Origin of the sequence: Neomegalonema sp. (assembly GCF_028688855.1) — a bacterium.
In the GTDB taxonomy this organism is placed as follows: Bacteria; Pseudomonadota; Alphaproteobacteria; order Rhodobacterales; family Rhodobacteraceae; genus Neomegalonema.
On sequence record NZ_JAQTXI010000003.1, the window covers coordinates 65456 to 84459 of the forward strand.

Annotated in this window: 20 protein-coding genes; 15 read left to right on the plus strand and 5 right to left on the minus strand. The window is 70.2% G+C overall.

Going from position 1 to position 19004, the window contains the following annotated elements:
- Positions 1 to 127 precede the first annotated feature (127 nt).
- The 6 genes from PHN62_RS03060 to ribD all read left to right on the plus strand — a co-directional run bounded on the left by PHN62_RS03060 (position 128) and on the right by ribD (position 6216).
- The gene (locus tag PHN62_RS03060) at positions 128 to 889 is read left to right on the plus strand and encodes an NAD kinase (protein ID WP_300146138.1); all 762 of its coding nucleotides are present in this window, start codon (positions 128 to 130) and stop codon (positions 887 to 889) included.
- Positions 890 to 1199: 310 nt separating this feature from the next.
- On the plus strand, positions 1200 to 1721 hold the full coding sequence (locus PHN62_RS03065; protein WP_300146141.1) for a Rab family GTPase: 522 nt from the start codon (positions 1200 to 1202) through the stop codon (positions 1719 to 1721).
- Between the two features lie 105 nt (positions 1722 to 1826).
- Positions 1827 to 3026: a sensor histidine kinase KdpD gene (locus PHN62_RS03070; RefSeq protein ID WP_300146143.1), complete on the plus strand. Its 1200-nt coding sequence runs from the start codon at positions 1827 to 1829 to the stop codon at positions 3024 to 3026.
- 62 nt (positions 3027 to 3088) lie between these two features.
- On the plus strand, positions 3089 to 4609 hold the full coding sequence (locus PHN62_RS03075; protein WP_300146146.1) for a sigma-54 dependent transcriptional regulator: 1521 nt from the start codon (positions 3089 to 3091) through the stop codon (positions 4607 to 4609).
- 12 nt (positions 4610 to 4621) lie between these two features.
- Positions 4622 to 5107 (plus strand): transcriptional regulator NrdR, encoded by a 486-nt coding sequence (gene nrdR / locus PHN62_RS03080; RefSeq protein WP_300146149.1) that lies wholly within the window; start codon positions 4622 to 4624, stop codon positions 5105 to 5107.
- On the plus strand, positions 5104 to 6216 hold the full coding sequence (gene ribD / locus PHN62_RS03085; RefSeq protein ID WP_300146153.1) for a bifunctional diaminohydroxyphosphoribosylaminopyrimidine deaminase/5-amino-6-(5-phosphoribosylamino)uracil reductase RibD: 1113 nt from the start codon (positions 5104 to 5106) through the stop codon (positions 6214 to 6216). The genes nrdR and ribD overlap by 4 nt, the downstream gene beginning before the upstream one ends.
- A 202-nt stretch (positions 6217 to 6418) precedes the next feature.
- Here ribD and hpt read toward each other — a convergent pair whose 3' ends face one another.
- Together hpt and PHN62_RS03095 are read right to left on the minus strand one after the other, a co-directional pair.
- On the minus strand, positions 6419 to 6970 hold the full coding sequence (gene hpt, locus PHN62_RS03090; RefSeq protein WP_300146156.1) for a hypoxanthine phosphoribosyltransferase: 552 nt from the start codon (positions 6968 to 6970) through the stop codon (positions 6419 to 6421).
- Between the two features lie 216 nt (positions 6971 to 7186).
- Positions 7187 to 8062 carry a hypothetical protein gene (locus PHN62_RS03095; protein ID WP_300146159.1) on the minus strand — a complete coding sequence of 292 codons (876 nt, stop codon included), beginning with the start codon at positions 8060 to 8062 and terminating at the stop codon, positions 7187 to 7189.
- 575 nt (positions 8063 to 8637) lie between these two features.
- Between PHN62_RS03095 and rpoZ the strand changes: the two genes are divergently transcribed.
- From rpoZ to era, 9 genes are all read left to right on the plus strand, one after another.
- Positions 8638 to 8988, plus strand: coding sequence for a DNA-directed RNA polymerase subunit omega (gene rpoZ, locus PHN62_RS03100; protein ID WP_300146162.1), 351 nt, complete (start codon positions 8638 to 8640; stop codon positions 8986 to 8988).
- A 61-nt stretch (positions 8989 to 9049) separates the two neighbouring features.
- Entirely contained in the window at positions 9050 to 11386 is a 2337-nt protein-coding gene (locus PHN62_RS03105) for a RelA/SpoT family protein (protein ID WP_300146164.1), read from the plus strand.
- 5 nt (positions 11387 to 11391) lie between these two features.
- Positions 11392 to 11994, plus strand: a complete 603-nt coding sequence (gene pyrE, locus PHN62_RS03110; RefSeq protein ID WP_300146166.1) for an orotate phosphoribosyltransferase — start codon at positions 11392 to 11394, stop codon at positions 11992 to 11994.
- An 18-nt stretch (positions 11995 to 12012) separates the two neighbouring features.
- On the plus strand, positions 12013 to 12822 hold the full coding sequence (locus PHN62_RS03115; protein WP_300146169.1) for a DUF2062 domain-containing protein: 810 nt from the start codon (positions 12013 to 12015) through the stop codon (positions 12820 to 12822).
- Positions 12823 to 12857: 35 nt separating this feature from the next.
- Positions 12858 to 13619, plus strand: coding sequence for a pyridoxine 5'-phosphate synthase (locus tag PHN62_RS03120; RefSeq protein WP_300146172.1), 762 nt, complete (start codon positions 12858 to 12860; stop codon positions 13617 to 13619).
- The gene (gene acpS, locus PHN62_RS03125; RefSeq protein WP_300146174.1) at positions 13616 to 14059 is read left to right on the plus strand and encodes a holo-ACP synthase; all 444 of its coding nucleotides are present in this window, start codon (positions 13616 to 13618) and stop codon (positions 14057 to 14059) included. The genes PHN62_RS03120 and acpS overlap by 4 nt, the downstream gene beginning before the upstream one ends.
- Positions 14060 to 14113: 54 nt before the next feature.
- Positions 14114 to 14953, plus strand: coding sequence for a signal peptidase I (gene lepB, locus PHN62_RS03130; RefSeq protein ID WP_300146176.1), 840 nt, complete (start codon positions 14114 to 14116; stop codon positions 14951 to 14953).
- 13 nt (positions 14954 to 14966) lie between these two features.
- Entirely contained in the window at positions 14967 to 15722 is a 756-nt protein-coding gene (rnc, locus tag PHN62_RS03135) for a ribonuclease III (protein ID WP_300146179.1), read from the plus strand.
- Entirely contained in the window at positions 15719 to 16642 is a 924-nt protein-coding gene (gene era, locus PHN62_RS03140; RefSeq protein WP_300146182.1) for a GTPase Era, read from the plus strand. The genes rnc and era overlap by 4 nt, the downstream gene beginning before the upstream one ends.
- 47 nt (positions 16643 to 16689) lie before the next feature.
- Here the strand turns inward: era and PHN62_RS03145 are convergent, their stop codons facing one another.
- The 3 genes from PHN62_RS03145 to PHN62_RS03155 form a co-directional block, all read right to left on the minus strand.
- Entirely contained in the window at positions 16690 to 17175 is a 486-nt protein-coding gene (locus tag PHN62_RS03145) for a DUF1284 domain-containing protein (protein ID WP_300146185.1), read from the minus strand.
- Between the two features lie 10 nt (positions 17176 to 17185).
- Positions 17186 to 17761, minus strand: coding sequence for a biotin transporter BioY (locus PHN62_RS03150; RefSeq protein ID WP_300146187.1), 576 nt, complete (start codon positions 17759 to 17761; stop codon positions 17186 to 17188).
- A gap of 405 nt (positions 17762 to 18166) precedes the next feature.
- Positions 18167 to 18940, minus strand: a complete 774-nt coding sequence (locus tag PHN62_RS03155; RefSeq protein WP_300146189.1) for a ribonuclease T2 — start codon at positions 18938 to 18940, stop codon at positions 18167 to 18169.
- Between the last annotated feature and the right edge of the window lie 64 nt (positions 18941 to 19004).

Below are 19004 nucleotides of genomic sequence, written 5' to 3' on the forward strand. Positions count from 1 at the left end.
CCGCGACGCCCCGCCCTCACCGGCGGGGCGTCGTTTTTTCATGCGGAGCGGCTTGCGCTTCGCGGCGAAACAGCGGAGCCTCCGCAGGCTTCCGGAGACGGAGCGGCCAGCTTTGGGGAGGGACGGCATGAAGGCGGCTTTCGTCGCGAGCGCGACCGGACAGGCGCGGCAGGCGCGGGATCGTCTCGCCGCGCGCTATGGCGAGACGCCGCTCGACCAGGCCGACGTCATCGTGGCGCTCGGCGGCGACGGGGCCATGCTCGACACGCTGCACCGGCACATGGATCTCGAAAAACCCATCTACGGCATGAATTGCGGCTCGGTCGGCTTCCTGATGAACGAATATCAGGAAGAGGATCTGCCGGGCCGTCTGGAGCGGGCGCAGGAATCCCTTCTGCATCCCCTGCGGATGCGGGCCTGGGGACGCGGCGCCGCCTCGCCCCTGACGGCGCTGGCGGTCAACGAGGTCTCGCTGCTGCGCGAGAGCCGCCAGGCGGCGAAGCTGCGCATCTTCGTGGACGGCGCCGAGCGTCTGCCGGAGCTGATCTGCGACGGCGCCCTGGTCTCCACGCCGGCGGGGAGCACCGCCTACAACTTCTCGGCGCATGGACCGATCCTGCCCATCGGGGCGGCGCTTCTGGCCCTGACGCCCATCTCGGCCTTCCGCCCCCGCCGCTGGCGCGGCGCGGTGCTGCCCGAACGGGCCGAGGTGGTCTTCGAGGTGCTGGAGGTCGAGAAGCGCCCGGTCAGCGCCGTGGCCGACATGACCGAGATCCGCGACGTGGCGCGGGTCGAGATCCGTTCCGCCCAGGAGGTCACGCTGCGGCTGCTCTTCGACGACGGCCACGGCCTCGACGAAAGGATCCTGCGCGAGCAGTTCGCGCCCTGAGCCCGGAGGCCTCCTGCGGGGCGGGGAGATTCGCCGCCCGAGGCCGTCCGTCTCCGCGCGGCCTCGCGCCTGGCGAGCGCGATCCGCTCCGTTTCGCGCCATGGATCCGGATACGGAAGATTCCGGTTGGGGCGAAGGGCTCCGGAGGCCGCCGATTGCGCGCTGAAAGCCGCACCGGGCCCGCAAAACCTCCCGCAGGCGCGAAGAAGCTGGACAGGGCGCGGCGGGCTTCGCATCATGCCGCCGGATGAAGGCGGGGGATTTTTCTCCGGCGCGGAGGCGCGGCACGTCTCGGCCAGGAGGGCGTCGGATGAAGACCCACAAGATTTGCGTATTGGGAGATTTCGGGGTCGGCAAGACCTCGCTCATCCGCCGTTACGTGTTCAACGCCTTCGCGCAGGATTATCACGCGACGCTCGGGGTGAATCTCTACAAATACGAGGACGAGATCCTCTTCGAGGAGGAGCCCCTGCGTCTGCGCTTCATGATCTGGGACGTGGAGGGCGCCGCCGAGCCCGGCCCTCACGCCGAGCGCTACGTGATCGGGGCCTCGGGGGCGCTGATCGTGGGCGACGCCACGCGGGCCACCGCGCTGCGGACGGTCTCCGCCTACGCCGAGATGTTCGAGGAGCAGGCGCCCGGACGCCCCTTCGCCCTGGCCTTCAACAAGGCGGACCTCGTCGCGGCGCCCGACGCCCGCGAGAGGCTCGGGCTGCCGGATCTGGAGGACCGCTTCGGCGTGGAGCCCCTGCTCACCAGCGCCCTGACCGGCGCGGGCGTGCGCGAAGCCTTCCGCAAGCTCGGAACGCAGGTTCTGGCCTATGGCCTGTGAGATTCCCCGACCCCGGCGCCCCGGACGCCTTGCAGGGGCCTTGATCTTCGCGCAGGCTTCCGGCGTCTGGTCTTCCGGACTTCGGGCTTCGGGTCGGAGCCATCAATGACGGCGGGCGGCATGCAGGATGCGACCAGAGGCGCCATGGGGGCTTCGACCGAGGAGGAGGCGCTGCTCTGGGCGGCGCGGAGTCTGTTTTCGCGCGGGGACATGGCCATCGCCCTGCTCGACCCGGATCTGCGGGTCACGCATGTGCTCGGGGGCGAGAAGTTCGCCGCCTCCGTCGGAGACGACGCCCTGGAGGCCTTTCCCGCCCTGATCGGCTGCGAGGAGACGCTCCGGCGGATCCGCTCGGGCGAGGAGCTGCGGGGGCTGAGCTTCGAGAACGTCTCCATCCACTGCGGCGGCGACGGCGAATCGCCGCAATACGTCAATCTGCGGGCCTATCTCGATCCGCATTCCGGCCAGCTGGCGCTCGTGCTCCAGGACGCGGCCGAGACGGCCCGTCTCCAGCGCAACCTCGTGCAGCAGCGCAACGAACTGGCTCTGGCGCGTCAGGCTCTGGAGACCGCCCGCGACGAGGCCCTGGCGGCGAGTCGGGCGAAAAGCGCCTTCCTCGCGAACATCAGCCATGAGCTGCGCACGCCGCTGAACGTGGTGATCGGCAACGCCGAGATCCTGCGCCGTCCGAGGGCCTCGGCGCTGACCTCGGCGGAGGCGGCCGATTACGCGGGCGACATCCTCTCCAGCGGCGAGCTCCTGCTGGATCTGATCAATGATCTGATCGACCTCTCGCGGGCCGAGACGGGCGATCTGCATCTTGCGGAAAGCTGGTGCGATCTGGGCTTCATCGCCCATCAGAGCCTCCGCTACGCCGCGCGGCTGGACGACGGGCGCGACAAGCGTTTCGTCGAGGCGGCGGACCCGCATCTGCCGCCCTTCTGGGGCGACGAGCGGCGGCTCAAGCAGATCCTGCTGAATCTGCTCTCCAACGCGGCGAAGTTCTCGCCTTCGGGCGGAACGGTGGTGCTGCGGGTCGAGCGCGAGCCCCAGGGCGGCCTGCTGCTCGAAGTGGCCGACGAGGGGCCGGGGCTCGAAGCCGACGAGGTCGCGGTGGCTCTGGAGCCCTTCGGCCAGCTCGAAAGCGGCAAGCGCCACAAGGGCACGGGGCTGGGCCTGCCCATCGTGAAATCTCTGGCGCGCTTCCATGGGGGAGATCTGGAGATCGTCACGGCGCCGGGGCGGGGTCTGCGGGCGCGGGTGCGTCTGCCGGGGGCGCGCTTCTCGCCCCGCGATTCGGCTTGACGCCTCCCCTCCGTCCGCCTAATTCTGCGTCTCAAAATGATAACAGAGGCTTCAGCGCGCCCATGGCTCCTCCGACCGCACCGCCCTCCGTCGCCGACAGGCCCCTGCGCATTCTCCTCGTGGAGGATGCGGCGGCTCTGGCGCGCACCTACATGGGCTATCTGCGCGACGAGCCTTACAAGGTTTCGCATGTCGAGACGGGCGCGGGGGCTCTGGAGGCCGTGCGCGCCGAAGAACCCGACCTGGTGCTGCTCGATCTGAAGCTGCCCGACTGCGACGGCATGGAGGTTCTGCGTCAGCTCGGCGAGAGCCATCCGGGCCTTCCGGCGGTGGTGATCACGGCGCATGGCTCCATCGGCGTGGCGGTGGAGGCGATGCGCTCGGGCGCCGCCGATTTCCTCGTCAAGCCTTTCGGTCCGGACCGGCTGATCACGGCCATCGCCAATCACGCCGACCGCCGCCGTTTCGCGCAGGCTCTGGCGGCGCCGCCCGTTCCGGGGACGTCCGCGCCCGCGCGCCGCGCCCAGTTCGAAGGCTTCGTGGGGGCCAGCGACGCCATGCAGGGCGTCTATCGGGCCATCGAGAGCGCGGCGCGCTCCAGCGCCACGGTCTTCGTGACCGGCGAGAGCGGCGTGGGCAAGGAGGTCTGCGCCCAGGCGATCCATCAGCAGAGCCCGCGTCGGGAGCGGCCCTTCGTGGCGATCAACTGCGCGGCGATCCCCGGCGAGCTCATGGAAAGCGAGATGTTCGGCCATGTGAAGGGCGCCTTCACGGGCGCCGTGGCCGACAAGCCGGGCGCGGCGCGTCTGGCGGACGGGGGCACGCTCTTTCTGGACGAGATCTGCGAGATGTCGCCGCATCTGCAGACGAAGCTTCTGCGCTTCGTGCAGACGGGGGCCTTCAATCCGGTGGGGCGGGCGGCGGCGCAGCATGTGGACGTGCGCTTCGTCTGCGCGACCAACCGCGATCCTCTGGAGGAGGTGAGCGCGGGGCGTTTCCGGGAAGACCTCTATTATCGCCTGCATGTGATTCCCATCGGGCTTCCGCCGCTGCGCGAGCGCGGCGACGACGTGCTGATGATCGCCGACCGCTTCGTGCAGCTCTACGCCGCCGAGGAGGGCCGCAGCTTCAAGGGGCTCGCCGAGGACGCCAGGGCGGCGCTGCTGGGCTTCGGCTGGCCGGGCAACGTGCGCCAGCTGCAGAACGCCCTGCGCAACGCCGTGGTGCTCAACGACGGGGCCATGCTGACCGCGGCCATGCTGCCCGCTCTGGTGCGGGGAGGGGGGCTTCCGGCCCGACCTGCGGCGGGGGCGGTCTTCGGAGGGCATGCGCCGCAGCGAGGGCGCGAGGCGGCGCCGGCGATCTCTCTGGGCGAGGGCTCCGCGCCCAATCCCGACGATCTGGTGGCGCTCTCCCGGGCGATCCGGCCGCTTTCCGACCTCGAACGCGAGGCCATCGAGCGGGCGGTGGAGCTCTGTCAGGGCGACGTGCGCAAGGCTGCGGTGTTTCTGGGGGTTTCTCCGGCGACGATCTACCGCAAGCAGAAATTCTGGCGCGAGGGCGGGGATCCGCCCCTGTTTTGAGGAGCCCGAGCCATGCGCTGTCCCTTCTGCGCCGAGCCCGACACCCAGGTGAAGGATTCCCGCCCCGCCGAGGATCAATCCGCGATCCGGCGTCGGCGGGTCTGTCCTTCCTGCGGGGCGCGCTTCACCACCTATGAGCGCGCGCAGCTGCGCGAGGTCATGGTGCGCAAGAAGGACGGCGGACGCGAGCCCTTCGACCGCGAGAAGCTCGCGCGTTCGCTGCGGATCGCCATGCGCAAGCGGCCTCTCGCCGAGGAGCGGATCGACCAGCTGGTGAGCGGTCTGGCGCGGCGGGTCGAGACGCTGGGCGAATCGGAGATCGCCAGCGGCAAGATCGGCGAGATGGCCATGGAGGCGCTGTCCGATCTCGACGCGGTGGCCTACGTGCGCTTCGCCTCGGTCTACAAGGATTTCAACGAAGCCGCCGATTTCGAGGATTTCGCCGCCGCGATCCGTCATGCGGCCGAGGAATCCAAGGCGGCGAAGAAACCCTCATGAACCGCGAGGAGGACGCCCGCCGGATGCGGGCGGCTCTGGCTCTGGCGCGTCGGGGCCTGGGCGAGACCTGGCCGAATCCTTCGGTGGGCTGCCTGATCCTGCGGGACGGGGCCCTTCTGGCGCGCGGACGCACGGCGGCGGGCGGGCGTCCCCACGCCGAGCGGGCGGCGCTCGCGGCTCTGGCGGCGGCGGGCGGCGACGCGAAGGGCGCGACGGTCTATGTGACTCTGGAGCCCTGCGCCCATCACGGCCGCACGCCCCCTTGCGCGGAGGCCCTCGTGGCGGCGGCTCCGGCGCGGGTGGTGGCGGCTCTGGGCGATCCGGATCCGCGCGTGGCGGGGCGCGGCTTCGCGATTCTGCGGGCGGCGGGAATCGCCGTGACGGAGGGCGTCGAGGCCGAGGCCGCGGCGCGGCTCAACGCCGGATTCCTGACCCGCCTGCGCGAAGGACGGCCTTTCCTCACGCTGAAGCTGGCGGCTTCTCTGGATGGGCGGATCGCTCTGGCGAGCGGCGAATCGCGCTGGATCACCGGACCCGAGGCGCGGCGTCGGGTCCATCTGATGCGCGCCGAGCATGACGCGATTCTCGTCGGACTGGCCACCCTGCGCGCCGACGACCCCGCTCTGGACGTGCGGATCGAAGGGCTGGAGGGGCGGTCTCCCTTGCGGCTCCTGCTCGATTCGCGGCTGGAGGCGCCTCCGGAGTCGCGGCTGGTCGCCACGGCGCAGAAGCGCCCGCTCTGGATCCTCCACGGCCCCGAGGCGCCGCCGGAGCGCGCCGAGGCTCTGCGCGCGGCGGGCGCCGAGCTGATCGCCGTCCCCATGGCGCCCGAGGGCGGACTGAACCTGCGGGCGGTCTTCGCGGAGCTGGGGACGCGCGGCCTGACGCGGGTCTTCTGCGAGGGCGGGGGGCGTCTGGCGGCGGGGCTGATCGGGGCGGATCTGGTCGATTCCCTGGCCTGGTTCTCGGCGGGGGCGGCGCTGGGGAGCGAATCGCGTCCGGCGATGGGGCCGCTCGGTCTGGAGCGCCTCGCGCAGGCGCCGCGCTGGCGGCTCGAATCCCTGGAGCCCTGCGGCGCCGATCTCCTCGGCTTCTGGGCGCGGGCCTGAAAAAAAAGCCCGGCTGCGCGTCGTCGCGCGGCCGGGCCAGATCATAGGGAGGACAGAGCCTTCACACGGGCCACGCCCGCGTCAAATCTCCGATGCCCCCTTTATAAACCGCTTTGGGAGCCTTGAGGCGCCCGGATTGCGCATAGCGGGCATGCATGGACGGGTCATCCGACGAAGGTCGGACTGGCTCCCGGGCTGAGGATCAGCCCTCGGCGGGAGGCGCCGCGAGGGGCTTGACCACGCCGATATAGGGCAGGGTGCGGTTGCGCTGGGCGTAGTCGATGCCGTAGCCCACGACGAATTCGTCGCCCACGTCGAAGCCGATCCAGCGCACGTCCAGATCCACCGTCCGCCGCGAGGGCTTGTTGAGCAGCGTGCAGATCTCGATCCGGCGCGGATTGCGCAGCTTCAGCATCTCCAGAACCTTGGAGAGGGTGCGGCCGGTGTCCACGATGTCCTCGACGATGAGCACGTCGCGCCCGGCGATCTCGGTGTCCAGATCCTTGAGGATGCGCACGTTGCCCGAGGATTCCAGACCCTGGCCATAGGAGGAGACGACCATGAAGTCGACTTCGCAGGACAGGTCCAGCTGTCGGGCGAGATCGGCGATGAAGATGAAGGAGCCCCGCAGAAGCCCGACCAGAAGCAGCTGATCGGTGTCGGCGAAGGCGGCGGAGATGTCCGCCGCGAGATCCTGCGTGCGTCGGGCGATGGCGCCCTCGGCGATGAGCGATTCAACCTGATACTCGACCATCGCGCGCCTCCCCTTGCGTCTCCGGCTTCGGCGCCTCGGGCCGGGGCCGCAAGGCGCAGGCGGAGACGTCGCGGCGGCAAGGGTGCCGCAAGAAAGCGCCGCGCCGCAAGACCCCGGAAACGCTTCGCGCGCGGCTGTCTCCCGAAAGCCGCGCGCGCGTTCGAACCGCGAGGGCTCCGGCGCGGGAGGTCCCGCGCGCCGGAGCCGATCCGCGACTCAGTAGGGCAGCCACTGGGTCGAGCCGCTGGCGACGGGCGCCGCCGGGGCGACCTCGACCGCCGGAGCGGAGGCGACGACCGTGGCGGAGGCCGGGGCCGCGTCGCCGAGGTCGACGCTCAGCGAGGTGCGGGCCGCGCGGTAGTTGGTCACCGGGCCGCCGTAGGAGGGCCCGAAGACCGAACCCGTGTGGAAGGACGGGCCGGGGTTGTGGATCGGCGGAGCCGGACGGCGCCAGTCGTCGCGGCCGAAGCCGCCATGGCCCTTGCCGTCCCAACGGCCGTCGCGACCGTCCCAGCGGTCCCAACGATCGTTGCGGTCCCAGCGGTCGCTCCAGCGGCGGTCTTCGAGCGGCTGGCCGACCACGCCGCAGGAGTTGACGTCAGGCTGGCGGCAGGTGGTGACGCGGACCGGGTTGGAGACCGGGACGGTCACGGTGCGGGGCTCGCAATGGGGCACCTTGATCCGGAAGACGTCCTGCTGGCAGACCTGATTGGGGCCGCAGGTTCCGGGGACCGAAGCCGCGCGGCTGACCGGGATCGAGACTTCGCGCCAGGTCTCATGGCAGCGCTGCTCGGTGCGGTAGGTGGTCTGCCACTGGATTTCGGTGGTGCAGATCGGCGGCGGCGGAGCCGGGCGATAGCCATGGAAGCCGCCCTGATAGCCGAAAGGCTGGGCGTAGCCGGGGCCGCAGTTGGGGCCGACGGCCGGCGGCGGCGGCAGGAAGGTCGTGGCGGGGGCGGCGAAGCCGCCGCAGGGGGCCGGGGCCGGGCCGCAGGGAGCGGACGGCGCGCCGTAGCCGCCAGCGGCGGCCGAGCCCGCCCAAAGCGTCGCGCCGACGGCGGCGGCGGCGAAACTGGACCAGAAACGACTCATGATTCCCTCGCTAGACTAGGGGTGCGGTCTCCGGGATTTCCGCAGGTCGAAGCCGAAGGTCGCGCGGAGCCCTGACGCAAGGTCGAGCCTTGACGAATCGGATTTCGCACGACGGTTGAATTTCGATTCAAACCCATTCCGGAGCGTGTGTTCACGTTAACGAATACGGCGGGTTTTTTATACCTGCAAGGAAAAAGAAATAGAAGTCTTTTCCGAGGCTTCCAAGACGTTTTTTAAGCGCCTTCCCATCTTGACGCCTTAACGTTCTCCGGACAAGCCTCCGGAACGCGACGGCGCAGACGGACGATTCGGCGCCGCGTCGGGGCTTTCCGGGCCTTCGGCGGCCTCCTGCGGCGCCGCGCGCCGCGCGGGGCGGGGCGCCCCGGTCAGGCCCCGGTCCGGCGGAGATCGCGCGCGGATTCCGGGCCTCCTCAGGCGTTTGCGGGGCTGGCGGGGGGTCTTGCGGGGGTCTGGGCGCGCGGGCTGAGCGGGAGGGCGCCTTGACCCTGAGCGGTCCGGGGTCTATATCGCCCCTTCGCACCCGCATTCCGTCCAGTCTTGAGGATGACGCCCCCATGGCCCGCGTGACCGTCGAGGATTGCATCGACAAGATCCCGAATCGTTTCGAGATCGTTCTTCTGGCCGCCCATCGCGCGCGCGCCATCGCTTCGGGCGCGTCGCTGCTCGTCGAGCAGGACGGGGACAAGAATCCCGTCGTCGCGTTGCGCGAGATCGCCGAAGTGAAGCTCTCGCCCGAGGGCCTGCGCGAATCGGCCATCGAAAGCCTCCAGAAGCACGTCGAGGTCGACGAGCCCGACGACGACGGCATGGCCGAGCGCATGAACGAGAGCGAGGATCGTCCCGACGAGCAGCCGCTCACCGAGGCCGACCTGATCCAGGCCCTCAACGAGATGGGCAAGTCCTGATCGTCCCGCGTCGGCGTCCCGCTTCCGGCGCCGACCCCGACGCCGGGAGGAGACTCCGCTGATGATGTCGGCCGATGAACTGGTCGCCCGCGTCCGGGCCTATAATCCGAAGTCGGATTCGGAGATGCTGCGCCGCGCCTACGCCATCGGCGCGGCCTCGCACGCCCATCAGACCCGCGCCGACGGCGTCACGCCCTATTTCAGCCATCCTCTGGCGGCGGTCTCGATCCTCATGGGCTACAAGCTGGACGACGCGACCATCGCGGCGGCCATGCTCCATGACGTGATCGAGGACACCCCCACCCCCGAAAGCGAGATCCTCGACGCCTGCGGGCCGGACGTGCTGCGCATCGTGCTGGGCGTCACCAAGGTCGGCAAGATGGCCGACATCCGCAAGAAGGCCATCCGCGAGAGCGCCGCCCGGGGCGGGGAATCCGTCGCGCCCGACGAATTCGAGCGCCAGCGCGTCAAGCAGTCCGAGCAGGCCGAGAATCTGCGCAAGCTCATCCTCGCGGTGGCCGAGGACGCCCGCGTGCTTCTGGTGAAGCTGGCCGACCGCCAGCACAACATGAGCACTCTGGAGAACCTGCGCCCCGACAAGCAGCAGCGCATCGCCCGCGAGACCCTGGAGATCTACGCGCCCCTCGCCGGCCGCATGGGCATGCAGGAGATGCGCGAGGATCTGGAGGACGCCTGCTTCCGGACGCTCAATCCCGCGGGCTATCAGTCGATCATCCGGCGCATCGCCCAGATGCGCCGCGAGCGCGGCGGCGGGCGCGAGACCAGCGAAGCGGTGATCCGTTCGGTCTCCGAGGCCCTGGAGATGGAGCTCGGACGCAATCACGTGGTCGGCGCGCGGGTCGGGGGGCGGATGAAGCGCCCCTTCTCCATCTGGCGCAAGCTGCAGGAGAAGCACCTCAATCCCGACGACGACGACGGCTTCCAGCAGCTCTCCGACGTGATCGCCTTCCGGGTGATCCTGCGCACCGCCGACGACTGCTATCGGGCGCTCGGGGCGATCCATCAGCGCTGGCATGTGGTGCCGGGCCGCTTCAAGGATTACGTCTCGCTGCCCAAGGCCAACGGCTACCGCTCGCTGCACACCACCGTCATGATGACCGGCGCCGACGCGCTGGAGGGCACCCAGCGCGTCGAGGTGCAGATCCGCACCGAGGACATGCACGAACTCGCCGAAACCGGCGTGGCGGCGCACTGGAGCTACAAGGACGGCGTCTCCAACGCCCAGCGCTTCAAGATGGACCCTCAGGCCTGGCTGGCCGAGGTCGCCGAGGAGCTGGATTCCGAGAATCCCCGCGACGCCCTCGCCACCGCGCGGATGGAGTTCTATCACGACCGCGTCTTCTGCTTCACGCCCAAGGGCGAGGTGAAGCGCCTGCCTCAGGGCGCGACGCTGCTGGACTTCGCCTACGCCATCCACACCCGGGTCGGCGACACCTGCGTCGGCGGCGAGATCAACGGCCTGCGGGCGGCGCTCACGGCGAAGCTGCGCAACGGCGACGTGGTCGAGATCCGCCGCTCCGAGAACCAGCGCCCCGAAGGCTGGTGGGAGCAGATCGTCAAGACCGGCCGCGCCCGCTCGGCGATCCGCCGCGCGCTGGAGGAGCAGGAGATCGCCGAAGCCGCCATCAGCGGCGAACGGATCCTGCGCTTCGCCTACCGCACGGCGGGGCTCGAATACGACGCCCGCGACGTGGACGTCGCGGCGGCCCGCTGGGCGATGAGCCGTCAGGAGGTCCTCGCCGACGTCGCCCGCTGGGACGCCAGGGCGGCGCCGCAGTTCGTGAGCGCGGCGCGGGTGATCGCGCTGATGCATCCGGGCCATGCGCCCAAGACCGTGGGAGCGACGGGCGAGCGCGCCAGCCAGCCCGCGCGCTTCCTCGACGCGCCTCAGGAGACGCTGCGGCGGGGCCTCAAGCTGGCGAGCTGCTGCCGGCCGGTGCCCGGCGACAAGATCCTGGCGATTCCCCATCCCGAAGGCGGCTTCCTCGCCCATCGGCGCGAATGCCCCGTGGTGGCCGCCGACGAGGAGAACGCCGACCAGTGGCGCGAAGCCGAATGGTCGCCGGACGAAGAGCGTTTCGACGATCATGTGGCGGCTCTGCGGGTGCGGCTGATCAACACGCCGGGGGCTCTGGCGCAGCTCTGCCAGATCCTCGCGGACCAGGGCGCCAACATCGACGATCTGCATCTGATCGACCGGAAAGCCGCCTTTTACGAATTCCGCGTCAACATAGAGGTCCGCAGCTTTCGCCATCTCGCGGCGATCATAGGCGGCCTGAAGAACGCCGATCCGGTCGATTCGGTCGAGCGCGTGATGGAGGGGGAGGCGCTCGCGCAGCCCCCCGCCGCCTCCGGCCCCGGGACCCAGAGGAGTTGAAGACCATGGCCGCCCCTTCCGCCCTTCCCCCCGACGCCGTTCTGGACGAATTCCGCGCCGCCGGGGCTCTGCTGGAGGGGCATTTCATCCTCAGCTCGGGGCTGCGCAGCTCCGTCTATCTGCAATGCGCCCGGGTGATGATGGATCCGGCGCGCGCCGCGCGGCTCTGCGGGGCGCTGGCGGAGAAGGTCCGCGCCTCCGGGATCGGGCCCGTCGACCTCTGCGTCTCTCCGGCGATGGGCGGAGTGGTGGTGGGCTACGAGCTGGCGCGTCAGCTCGGGGTTCCCTCGATCTTCGCCGAGCGCGTCGAAGGGAAGTTCCAGTTCCGCCGCGGCTTCGCGATTCCGGCGGGCGCGCGGATCCTCATGGTCGAGGACGTGGTGACGACCGGGCTCTCCTCGCGCGAATGCCTCGACGCGATCCGCGCGGCGGGCGGAGATCCGGTGGGCGGCGCCTGTCTGGTGAACCGCTCGGGCGGGGCGGCCGACATCGGCGTCCCTCTGGTCGCGCTGACGGGGATCGGCGCGCCCGCCTGGGCTCCCGACGCCCTTCCTCCCGAGCTTGCGGCGATCCCGGCGGTGAAGCCGGGCAGCCGCGGGCTGGTCTGAGCGCGGGAGGGCGCGGCGGTGTTCAAGCGGCGCACTCCGCAAAGCTGGCTGGCCTGGACGCGGAGCATGATCTGGCCGCGCAAGGGCTGGCGTCGGGGCTTCCAGTATTTCGGACGCAAGGTCCAGCGCCTCAAGGACACGCCGCACAGCATCGCTCTGGGGTTCGCCTTCGGGGCGCTGATCTCCTTCACGCCGCTCTTCGGCTTCCACATGATCGGCTGTCTGGCGCTGGCCTGGATCTTCCGGGGCAATCTGCTGGCGGCGGCGGTGGGGCAGTTCGTGGGCAACGCCTTCACCATCGGGCCCATCGCGGTGATGTCGGTTTCGCTCGGACGCTGGATGCTCGGGCGCTCGCATCACGGCGAGGCGCAGGGCGAGACGATCCTCCAGTCCTTCGCGGATCTCTGGGCGACCTTCCTGCGCTGGGTCGCCAGCGAGATCGACGAGGGCGAGGGCGGGCACATCGTCACCTTCGGACGGGTGATGCGTCAGGCCTGGCGGCTCTTCGACGAAGTCTTCTGGCCTTATCTGGTGGGCGGGCTGATCCCGGGGATTCTCTGCGCGCTGCTGTGCTATTATCTGGTCTACAAGGGCACGGACGCCTTCCAGAAGCGCCGCGCCGAGAAGCGCGCCGCGCGTCTGGCCGAGATCGCGGCCCAGAGGGCGCCGCCGGTCGCCGAGCCGCGCGAGTCGGGCGCGGCTCTGGTGGGGCTGCGGGCGCTCCAGAGCGTCCGCGAGGAGCTCAAGGGCCGCGAGAGGGGCAAGGACCGCGAGAAGGGGACGCCTCCGGGCGGCGAGCTGAAGAAGCCGGAGGATCCGGCCTCCTGACGGGAGGGCCGGGCCGCAGGGAAGGGGAATCCGTCATGAGCGCGCCGTTGCGTCTGGGGGTCAACGTCGATCATGTGGCCACGCTGCGCAATGCGCGGGGCGGCCGCCATCCGGATCCCGTGGAGGCGGCGCAGCGCGCCGAGGCCGCGGGCGCCGACGGAATCACCGCCCATCTGCGCGAGGACCGCCGCCACATCACCGACGCCGACATGGAGCGTCTGGCGGTCGAGCTGACGAAGCCCCTGAATTTCGAGATGGCCGCCACCGCCGAAATGCAGGCTCTGGCGCTGAGGCTGAAGCCGCATGCGGTCTGCCTCGTGCCCGAGCGCCGCGAGGAGCGCACCACCGAAGGCGGCCTGGAGGTCGCGGGGGACAAGGCGCGGCTCTCGGAGTTCATCGCGCCTTTGCGCGCGGCGGGGTCGCGGGTCTCTCTCTTCATCGGGGCGGATCCGCGCCAGATCGAAGCCTCGGCGCAGATCGGAGCGGCGGTGGTCGAGCTGCACACCGGCGCCTGGTGCGACGCCCATCACGCGGGCGAGGCCGGAGAGGCCGCCCGTCTGCTGCGCGAATTGCGCGAGGGCGCGCGTCTGGCGCATGGCCTCGGGCTGGAGGTCCATGCGGGCCACGGCCTGACCTGTGAGCTCGCCCGCGAGATCGCCCGCGCGCCGGAGATCCGCGAATTGAACATCGGGCATTTCCTGGTTTCGGATGCGGTCTTCGTCGGGCTTGAGGCGGCCATCCGGCGCATGAAGGCGGCCATGGCGGAGGGGCGCGCGCTTGCGCCTTCGGCGTCGTGATTCTCGGGATCGGGTCGGATCTGGCGGACATCCGCCGCATCCAGAGGACTCTGGAGCGCTTCGGCCTCCGCTTCGAGGAGCGCGTCTTCACCGAGGGCGAAAGGGCCCGCGCCCGGCGCTCGGCGAAGCCCGAAGAGCCCTACGCCCGGCGCTGGGCCGCGAAGGAAGCCTGCTCCAAGGCTCTGGGCACCGGTCTGCGGATGGGCGTCGCCTGGCGCGAGATGGAGGTCGCCAATCTTCCTTCCGGCCAGCCGACCCTGCGTCTGACGGGCGGGGCTCTGGAGCGGCTGCGGGCCCTGACGCCGGAGGGCCATGAAGCCGTGATCCATGTGAGCCTCACGGATGATCCGCCTTACGCCCTGGCCTTCGTGGTGATCGAGGCGCGGCCCTGCGCCGCTCCTGCTCCGGGGGCCCCTGCGCTTGACAAACCGCCCTCCTGAGGCGTTTATGCGCCAAGGATACCGCCCAACGCCCGCCGCGCGAAAGCCCCGTTCATGCCCGCATCGCCCGATCCGAACGACCAGAACCCTTCGGAGGGACGTCCGTCCGAGTCTTCGCCGATCTCCTCGCTCGCCGCGACGCCGCGCGAGCAGGGTCGTCGCGAGACTCTGGGCGAATTCGTGCGCACGATCGTCTATGCGCTGCTGATCGCCCTGGCCTTCCGGGTGGTGCTGTTCCAGCCCTTCAGCATTCCTTCGGGCTCGATGAAGTCGACGCTGCTGGTGGGCGATTACCTCTTCGTCTCGAAATACGCCTATGGCTACAGCCGGTACTCTCTGCCCTTCAGCCCGGACCTCTTTTCGGGCCGGATCCTCGCGCGGGAGCCCGAGCGCGGCGACGTGATCGTCTTCAAGCTGCCCACCGACAACGCCACCGACTACGTCAAGCGTCTGGTGGGCCTGCCGGGCGACCGGATCCAGGTGCAGCGCAGCCGCCTCTACATCAACGGCGAGCTGCTGCCTCAGCGCCGGATCGCGGATTTCTCCGATCTGCTGCCCGACGGGCGCAAGATCAACCACGCGCGCTTCATCGAGACCATGCCCAACGGCCGCGAATACGAGGTGCTGAACTACAGCGACCATTCGCCCACCGACAACACGCCGGAATTCGTGGTTCCGGCGGGCCATTACTTCATGATGGGCGACAACCGCGACGATTCCATGGACAGCCGCACGACCCATGTCGGCTACGTGCCCGCCGAGAACCTCATCGGCCGCGCCGAGATCATCTTCCTCTCGGCCCAGGACGAACCCGACGGACGCGGCGGCCTGACCTCCAATCCTCTGGCCTTCTGGACGTGGCGTCTGCAGCGCTTCTTCACCGTCGTTGACTGAGGGGCGCGGAGCCATGGCCGCTCAGGGGTCTGAACCCGTCTCGGGACGGGCCGCGCGGCGACGCCCTTCGGAAGGGCGGGGAGCGGGCTTCGCGGCTCTGGCGGTCCGGCTCGGGATGGAGGAGGGGGAGGGGCGCGACCTCCTCGCCGAGGCCCTGACCCATCAGAGCGCGGCCTCGCGGCCGGGCGACTCCAACCAGCGCCTCGAATTCCTCGGCGACCGGGTGCTCGGCCTGGTGGTCGCCGAGGAGCTGTCCCGGCTCCATCCGGAGGAATCCGAAAGCCTTCTGGCGCCGCGTCTGAACCAGCTCGTGCGCCGCGAGGCCTGCGCCGAAAGCGCGGCGCGCCTCGATCTTGGCGAGCATCTGCGCATGGCCCGCTCCGAGGTGATGACCGGCGGCAAGCGCAAGCTTACGCTGCTGGCCGACGCCATGGAGGCGGTGATCGCGGCGGTCTATCTGGCCCGGGGGCTGGATGCGGCGCGCGACTTCGTGCTGGACCTCTGGGCGCCGCTCTTCGACGCCCAGGGCTCTCCGCCCCAGGATTCCAAGACCCGGCTTCAGGAATGGGCTCAGGCCCGGGCCCTGCCGCCGCCCTTCTACGACCTCAGCGAGCGCGACGGCCCCGACCATGCGCCGCATTTCACCATTTCGGCGCGGCTCTCCGACGGACGTTCGGCCAGCGGACGCGGCGCGAGCAAGCGCGCCGCCGAACAATCCGCCGCCGCCGCCCTCCTGAACCTCTTGCGCGCGGGAGACGCGCCGTCATGACCCAGAACGAAACCCCGACGCGCGCCGGATTCGCCGCGCTCATCGGCGAGCCCAACGCGGGCAAATCCACCCTGCTCAACGCTCTGGTGGGGGCCAAGGTCTCCATCGTGACCCACAAGGTCCAGACGACGCGCGGCCTGATCCGGGGCGTGGCGATCTCGGGCGGCTCGCAGATCGTCTTCGTGGACACGCCCGGACTCTTCGCGCCGAGGCGCCGCCTCGACCGCGCCATGGGGGCCGCCGCCTGGAGCGGCGCCGCCGAAGCCGACGCCGTGGCCCTGCTGATCGAGGCCCAGCGCAGCCTCCACGAGGGCGTGCTGGAGATCATCGACCGGCTCAAGGCCACCGCCCGTCCGAAACAGACCCTCGCGCTGGTGATCAACAAGATCGACCGCGTGAAGCGCGAGGAGCTTCTGGCTCTGGCGGCGGCGGCGAACGCGCGGCTCGACTTCGCCCGGACCTTCTTCATCTCGGCCCTCAAGGGCGACGGGGTGGAGGATTTCAAGACCTGGCTCGCGGGCGAGATGCCGCCCGGCCCCTGGCTCTATCCCGAGGACCAGATCGCCGACGCCCCCCTGCGCCATCTGGCGGCGGAGATCACCCGCGAGAAGCTCATGCTGCGGCTCCATGAGGAGCTGCCCTATCAGATGACCGTCGAGACCGACCGCTGGGAGGAGAAGCCCGACGGCTCCGCCCGCGTCGAGCAGACGATCTACGTCGCCCGCGAGGGCCACCGGCCCATCGTGCTGGGCAAGGGCGGCCAGACGCTCAAGCAGGTGGGCCAGGCCGCCCGCAAGGAGATCGGCGAACTGGCGGGGCGCACGATCCATCTCTTCCTTCACGTGAAGCTGAAGGAGAACTGGCTCGACGATCCCGAGCGCTATCGCGCCATGGGGCTGGATTTCAAGAGCGGCTCCTGATCCGGGAGCCTTCTCCGGCTTCGCTGGAGAAGGCGGCCCCGAAGGAATCAGGAGCCTTCGACCGATCCGACAGGATCGGAAAACGCGCGACCCCCTTCAGTAGGGCGAGGCGACAGCTTTCCGCCCGCGAATCCCCTGCGCGCGACTCCGTCGCAGAGTCCGCGCCAGGAGCAATCCGCGCAGGCGCTCCGGATGCGGCCTTCGGCGAAGGCGCGGCGCATCCTGCCGAGGGTCTCGGGAGACAGCGCGAGACGCGCGCCGGGCTTGAGATCCCGCCCGAGCAGCTTTCCTGCCTCGCGCAGGGCCTCGACGTCGCGCCGGGCGACGTCCTCCGTGAAGCAGTGATGCGTTCCGGGCTCGGTCTTCAGACGGGGCGCGCAGAGATCATCCGGCCCCGCCACGATCCTGACGCCCTCGCCGGATCCGATCCGGGCGGCGAGGGCGTCGGCGTTGGCGACGAAGGCGGGGCTGTAGCCCTCGCCCACATAGGTCAGCAGGCAGAGAAGATGATGTCCCCTCAGCCGGACCGTCATCGCGCGGCCGTCAGAGCCGGGCGCCGAGGCTGTCCGCGCCCTTGAGCGTCGCGGCGCCCAGAGCCGACTTGACCGCCAGGCCGATCAGGAAGGGCGCGAAGCCCAGCGCGAAGGCCTTCGGGAGGTCGCCGCCGAGCCAGGAGGCCAGCCAGGCCGTGCCGATGGCGAGATGGACCAGATGCGCGCCGACCAGTCCGACGAAGGCGAGCAGGGGGCGGCTTCCGTTCCATCCGCGCGCCGCCATCCATCCGGCGAGTCCGGCCAGCAGCGGGAAGGCGAAGAGATAACCGGCCGTCGGGCCGAAGAAGGGGGCGAGTCCGCCCTTGGCCTCGGCGAGGAAGGGCAGCCCCGCCGCCGCCTGCAGCAGCCAGACGACGACCGTCAGCGCCCCGAGACGCCAGCCGTAGAGCGCGCCGACCATGGCGACCGCGAAGGTCTGGAGGGTGATGGGCACGGGATAGAGGGGCACGGAGACCTGAGAGGCGCCGGCGAGGACGAGCGAACCGAAAAGCACGGCGCCGACCTTCCAGAGCAGCGGACGGCTCTCCAGGCGCAGCGGGCTGTAGGCGGGGGCGAGGTTGGTCATCAGGGACTCTCCATGGCGCCGGAGGGCTTGAGGCCCCGTCGGGCGGTCGAGGGATGGACGGATGCGGCGGCCTGGCGCCCCCGGCCTCTGCGGAGTCCGAGGGGCTTCGGCCCTGGTCTGTCCGGGCGCGAAACCCGGCTTGCGGGGTTCGGTCCGCGCCTTAGGGATAGAATCGAACGGAGCCTTCGTCCATGCCTTCCGGAAAGTTCTTTCGCAGGCGCCCACAAGGCTCCGGAGGACAGGCCCGGGCTTTGTCCGATCCTGCGGGATCGGTCCGGACGCCCTGACTTCCTCTCTGGCCGCGTTTTCACGACGCAAGGCCTGCGGCCTTGCTGGAAAACGCTTCGGCTTCCTCTCTGGCCGCGTTTTCACGACGCAAGGCCTGCGGCCTTGCTGGAAAACGCTTCAGCGCAGCGGCGGCAGCCGGATGCTCTGCGCGGAGCAGTCGCGTCGGGCGTCGGGCGCGCAGGCGCGCGGCTCGAGGTTGCGGTCGAAGCAGACGCGCACCTCGCGCAGCATGCCGCCGCGGCACTCGACGGTCACGCCGTCGGCGACGAATCCGGGATTCGCTTCGAGGAAGGCCTCCTCGACCACCTTGGGCGCCACGCGCAATTCGCGGTCGAGCCGCCCGAAGATCTCGTTGATGCGCACCTTGCCCCAGGCCTCGCGCAGGGTGGCGAAATAGGCCTCGGCGTCGAGCCCCGAACAGGTGCCGTGCTTGCGCCACTGATGCGTCGCCAGACGCCGCGAAGGCACGATTCCATCCACCGAAGCGAGGGTCTCCGCCTTGACCCAGCCCGGATCTCCGCAGAATTCGGGCCATCCCTTCTCGTGCTGCGGCCAGAGCCCGTGGACCACGAATCCATAGCGGCGGCGCGGGGCGCATTGCGGCTCCGAATCCGGATTGCGGGCCTCGTCGGCGCAATAGGTCGGGGACCAGGAGAGCGCGAGCACATAATAGTCGAAGGGCGCGTTGGCCCCCTCCCGACGGCTCGCGGGGCGATCGGCGGCGCGTCCCTGAGCCATGCGCTCTGCGGCGGGCGCCGAGGCCGCAGGCGGCTCCGCGACGCTCTGCCGGGAGTCGAAGGCCCGGGCTTCTCCGCCCGCTCCGCCCATCGCCAGAAGCGCGCCCGCGAGCGCGAGTCCTGCTCTCCTGCGCGTCGATCCGCTCTCCCGCATCCGCATTTCTCCTCTTTGCAGCCGTCGCGAACGCGCTTATATAGCCCGCAGGGCGTTTTAACGA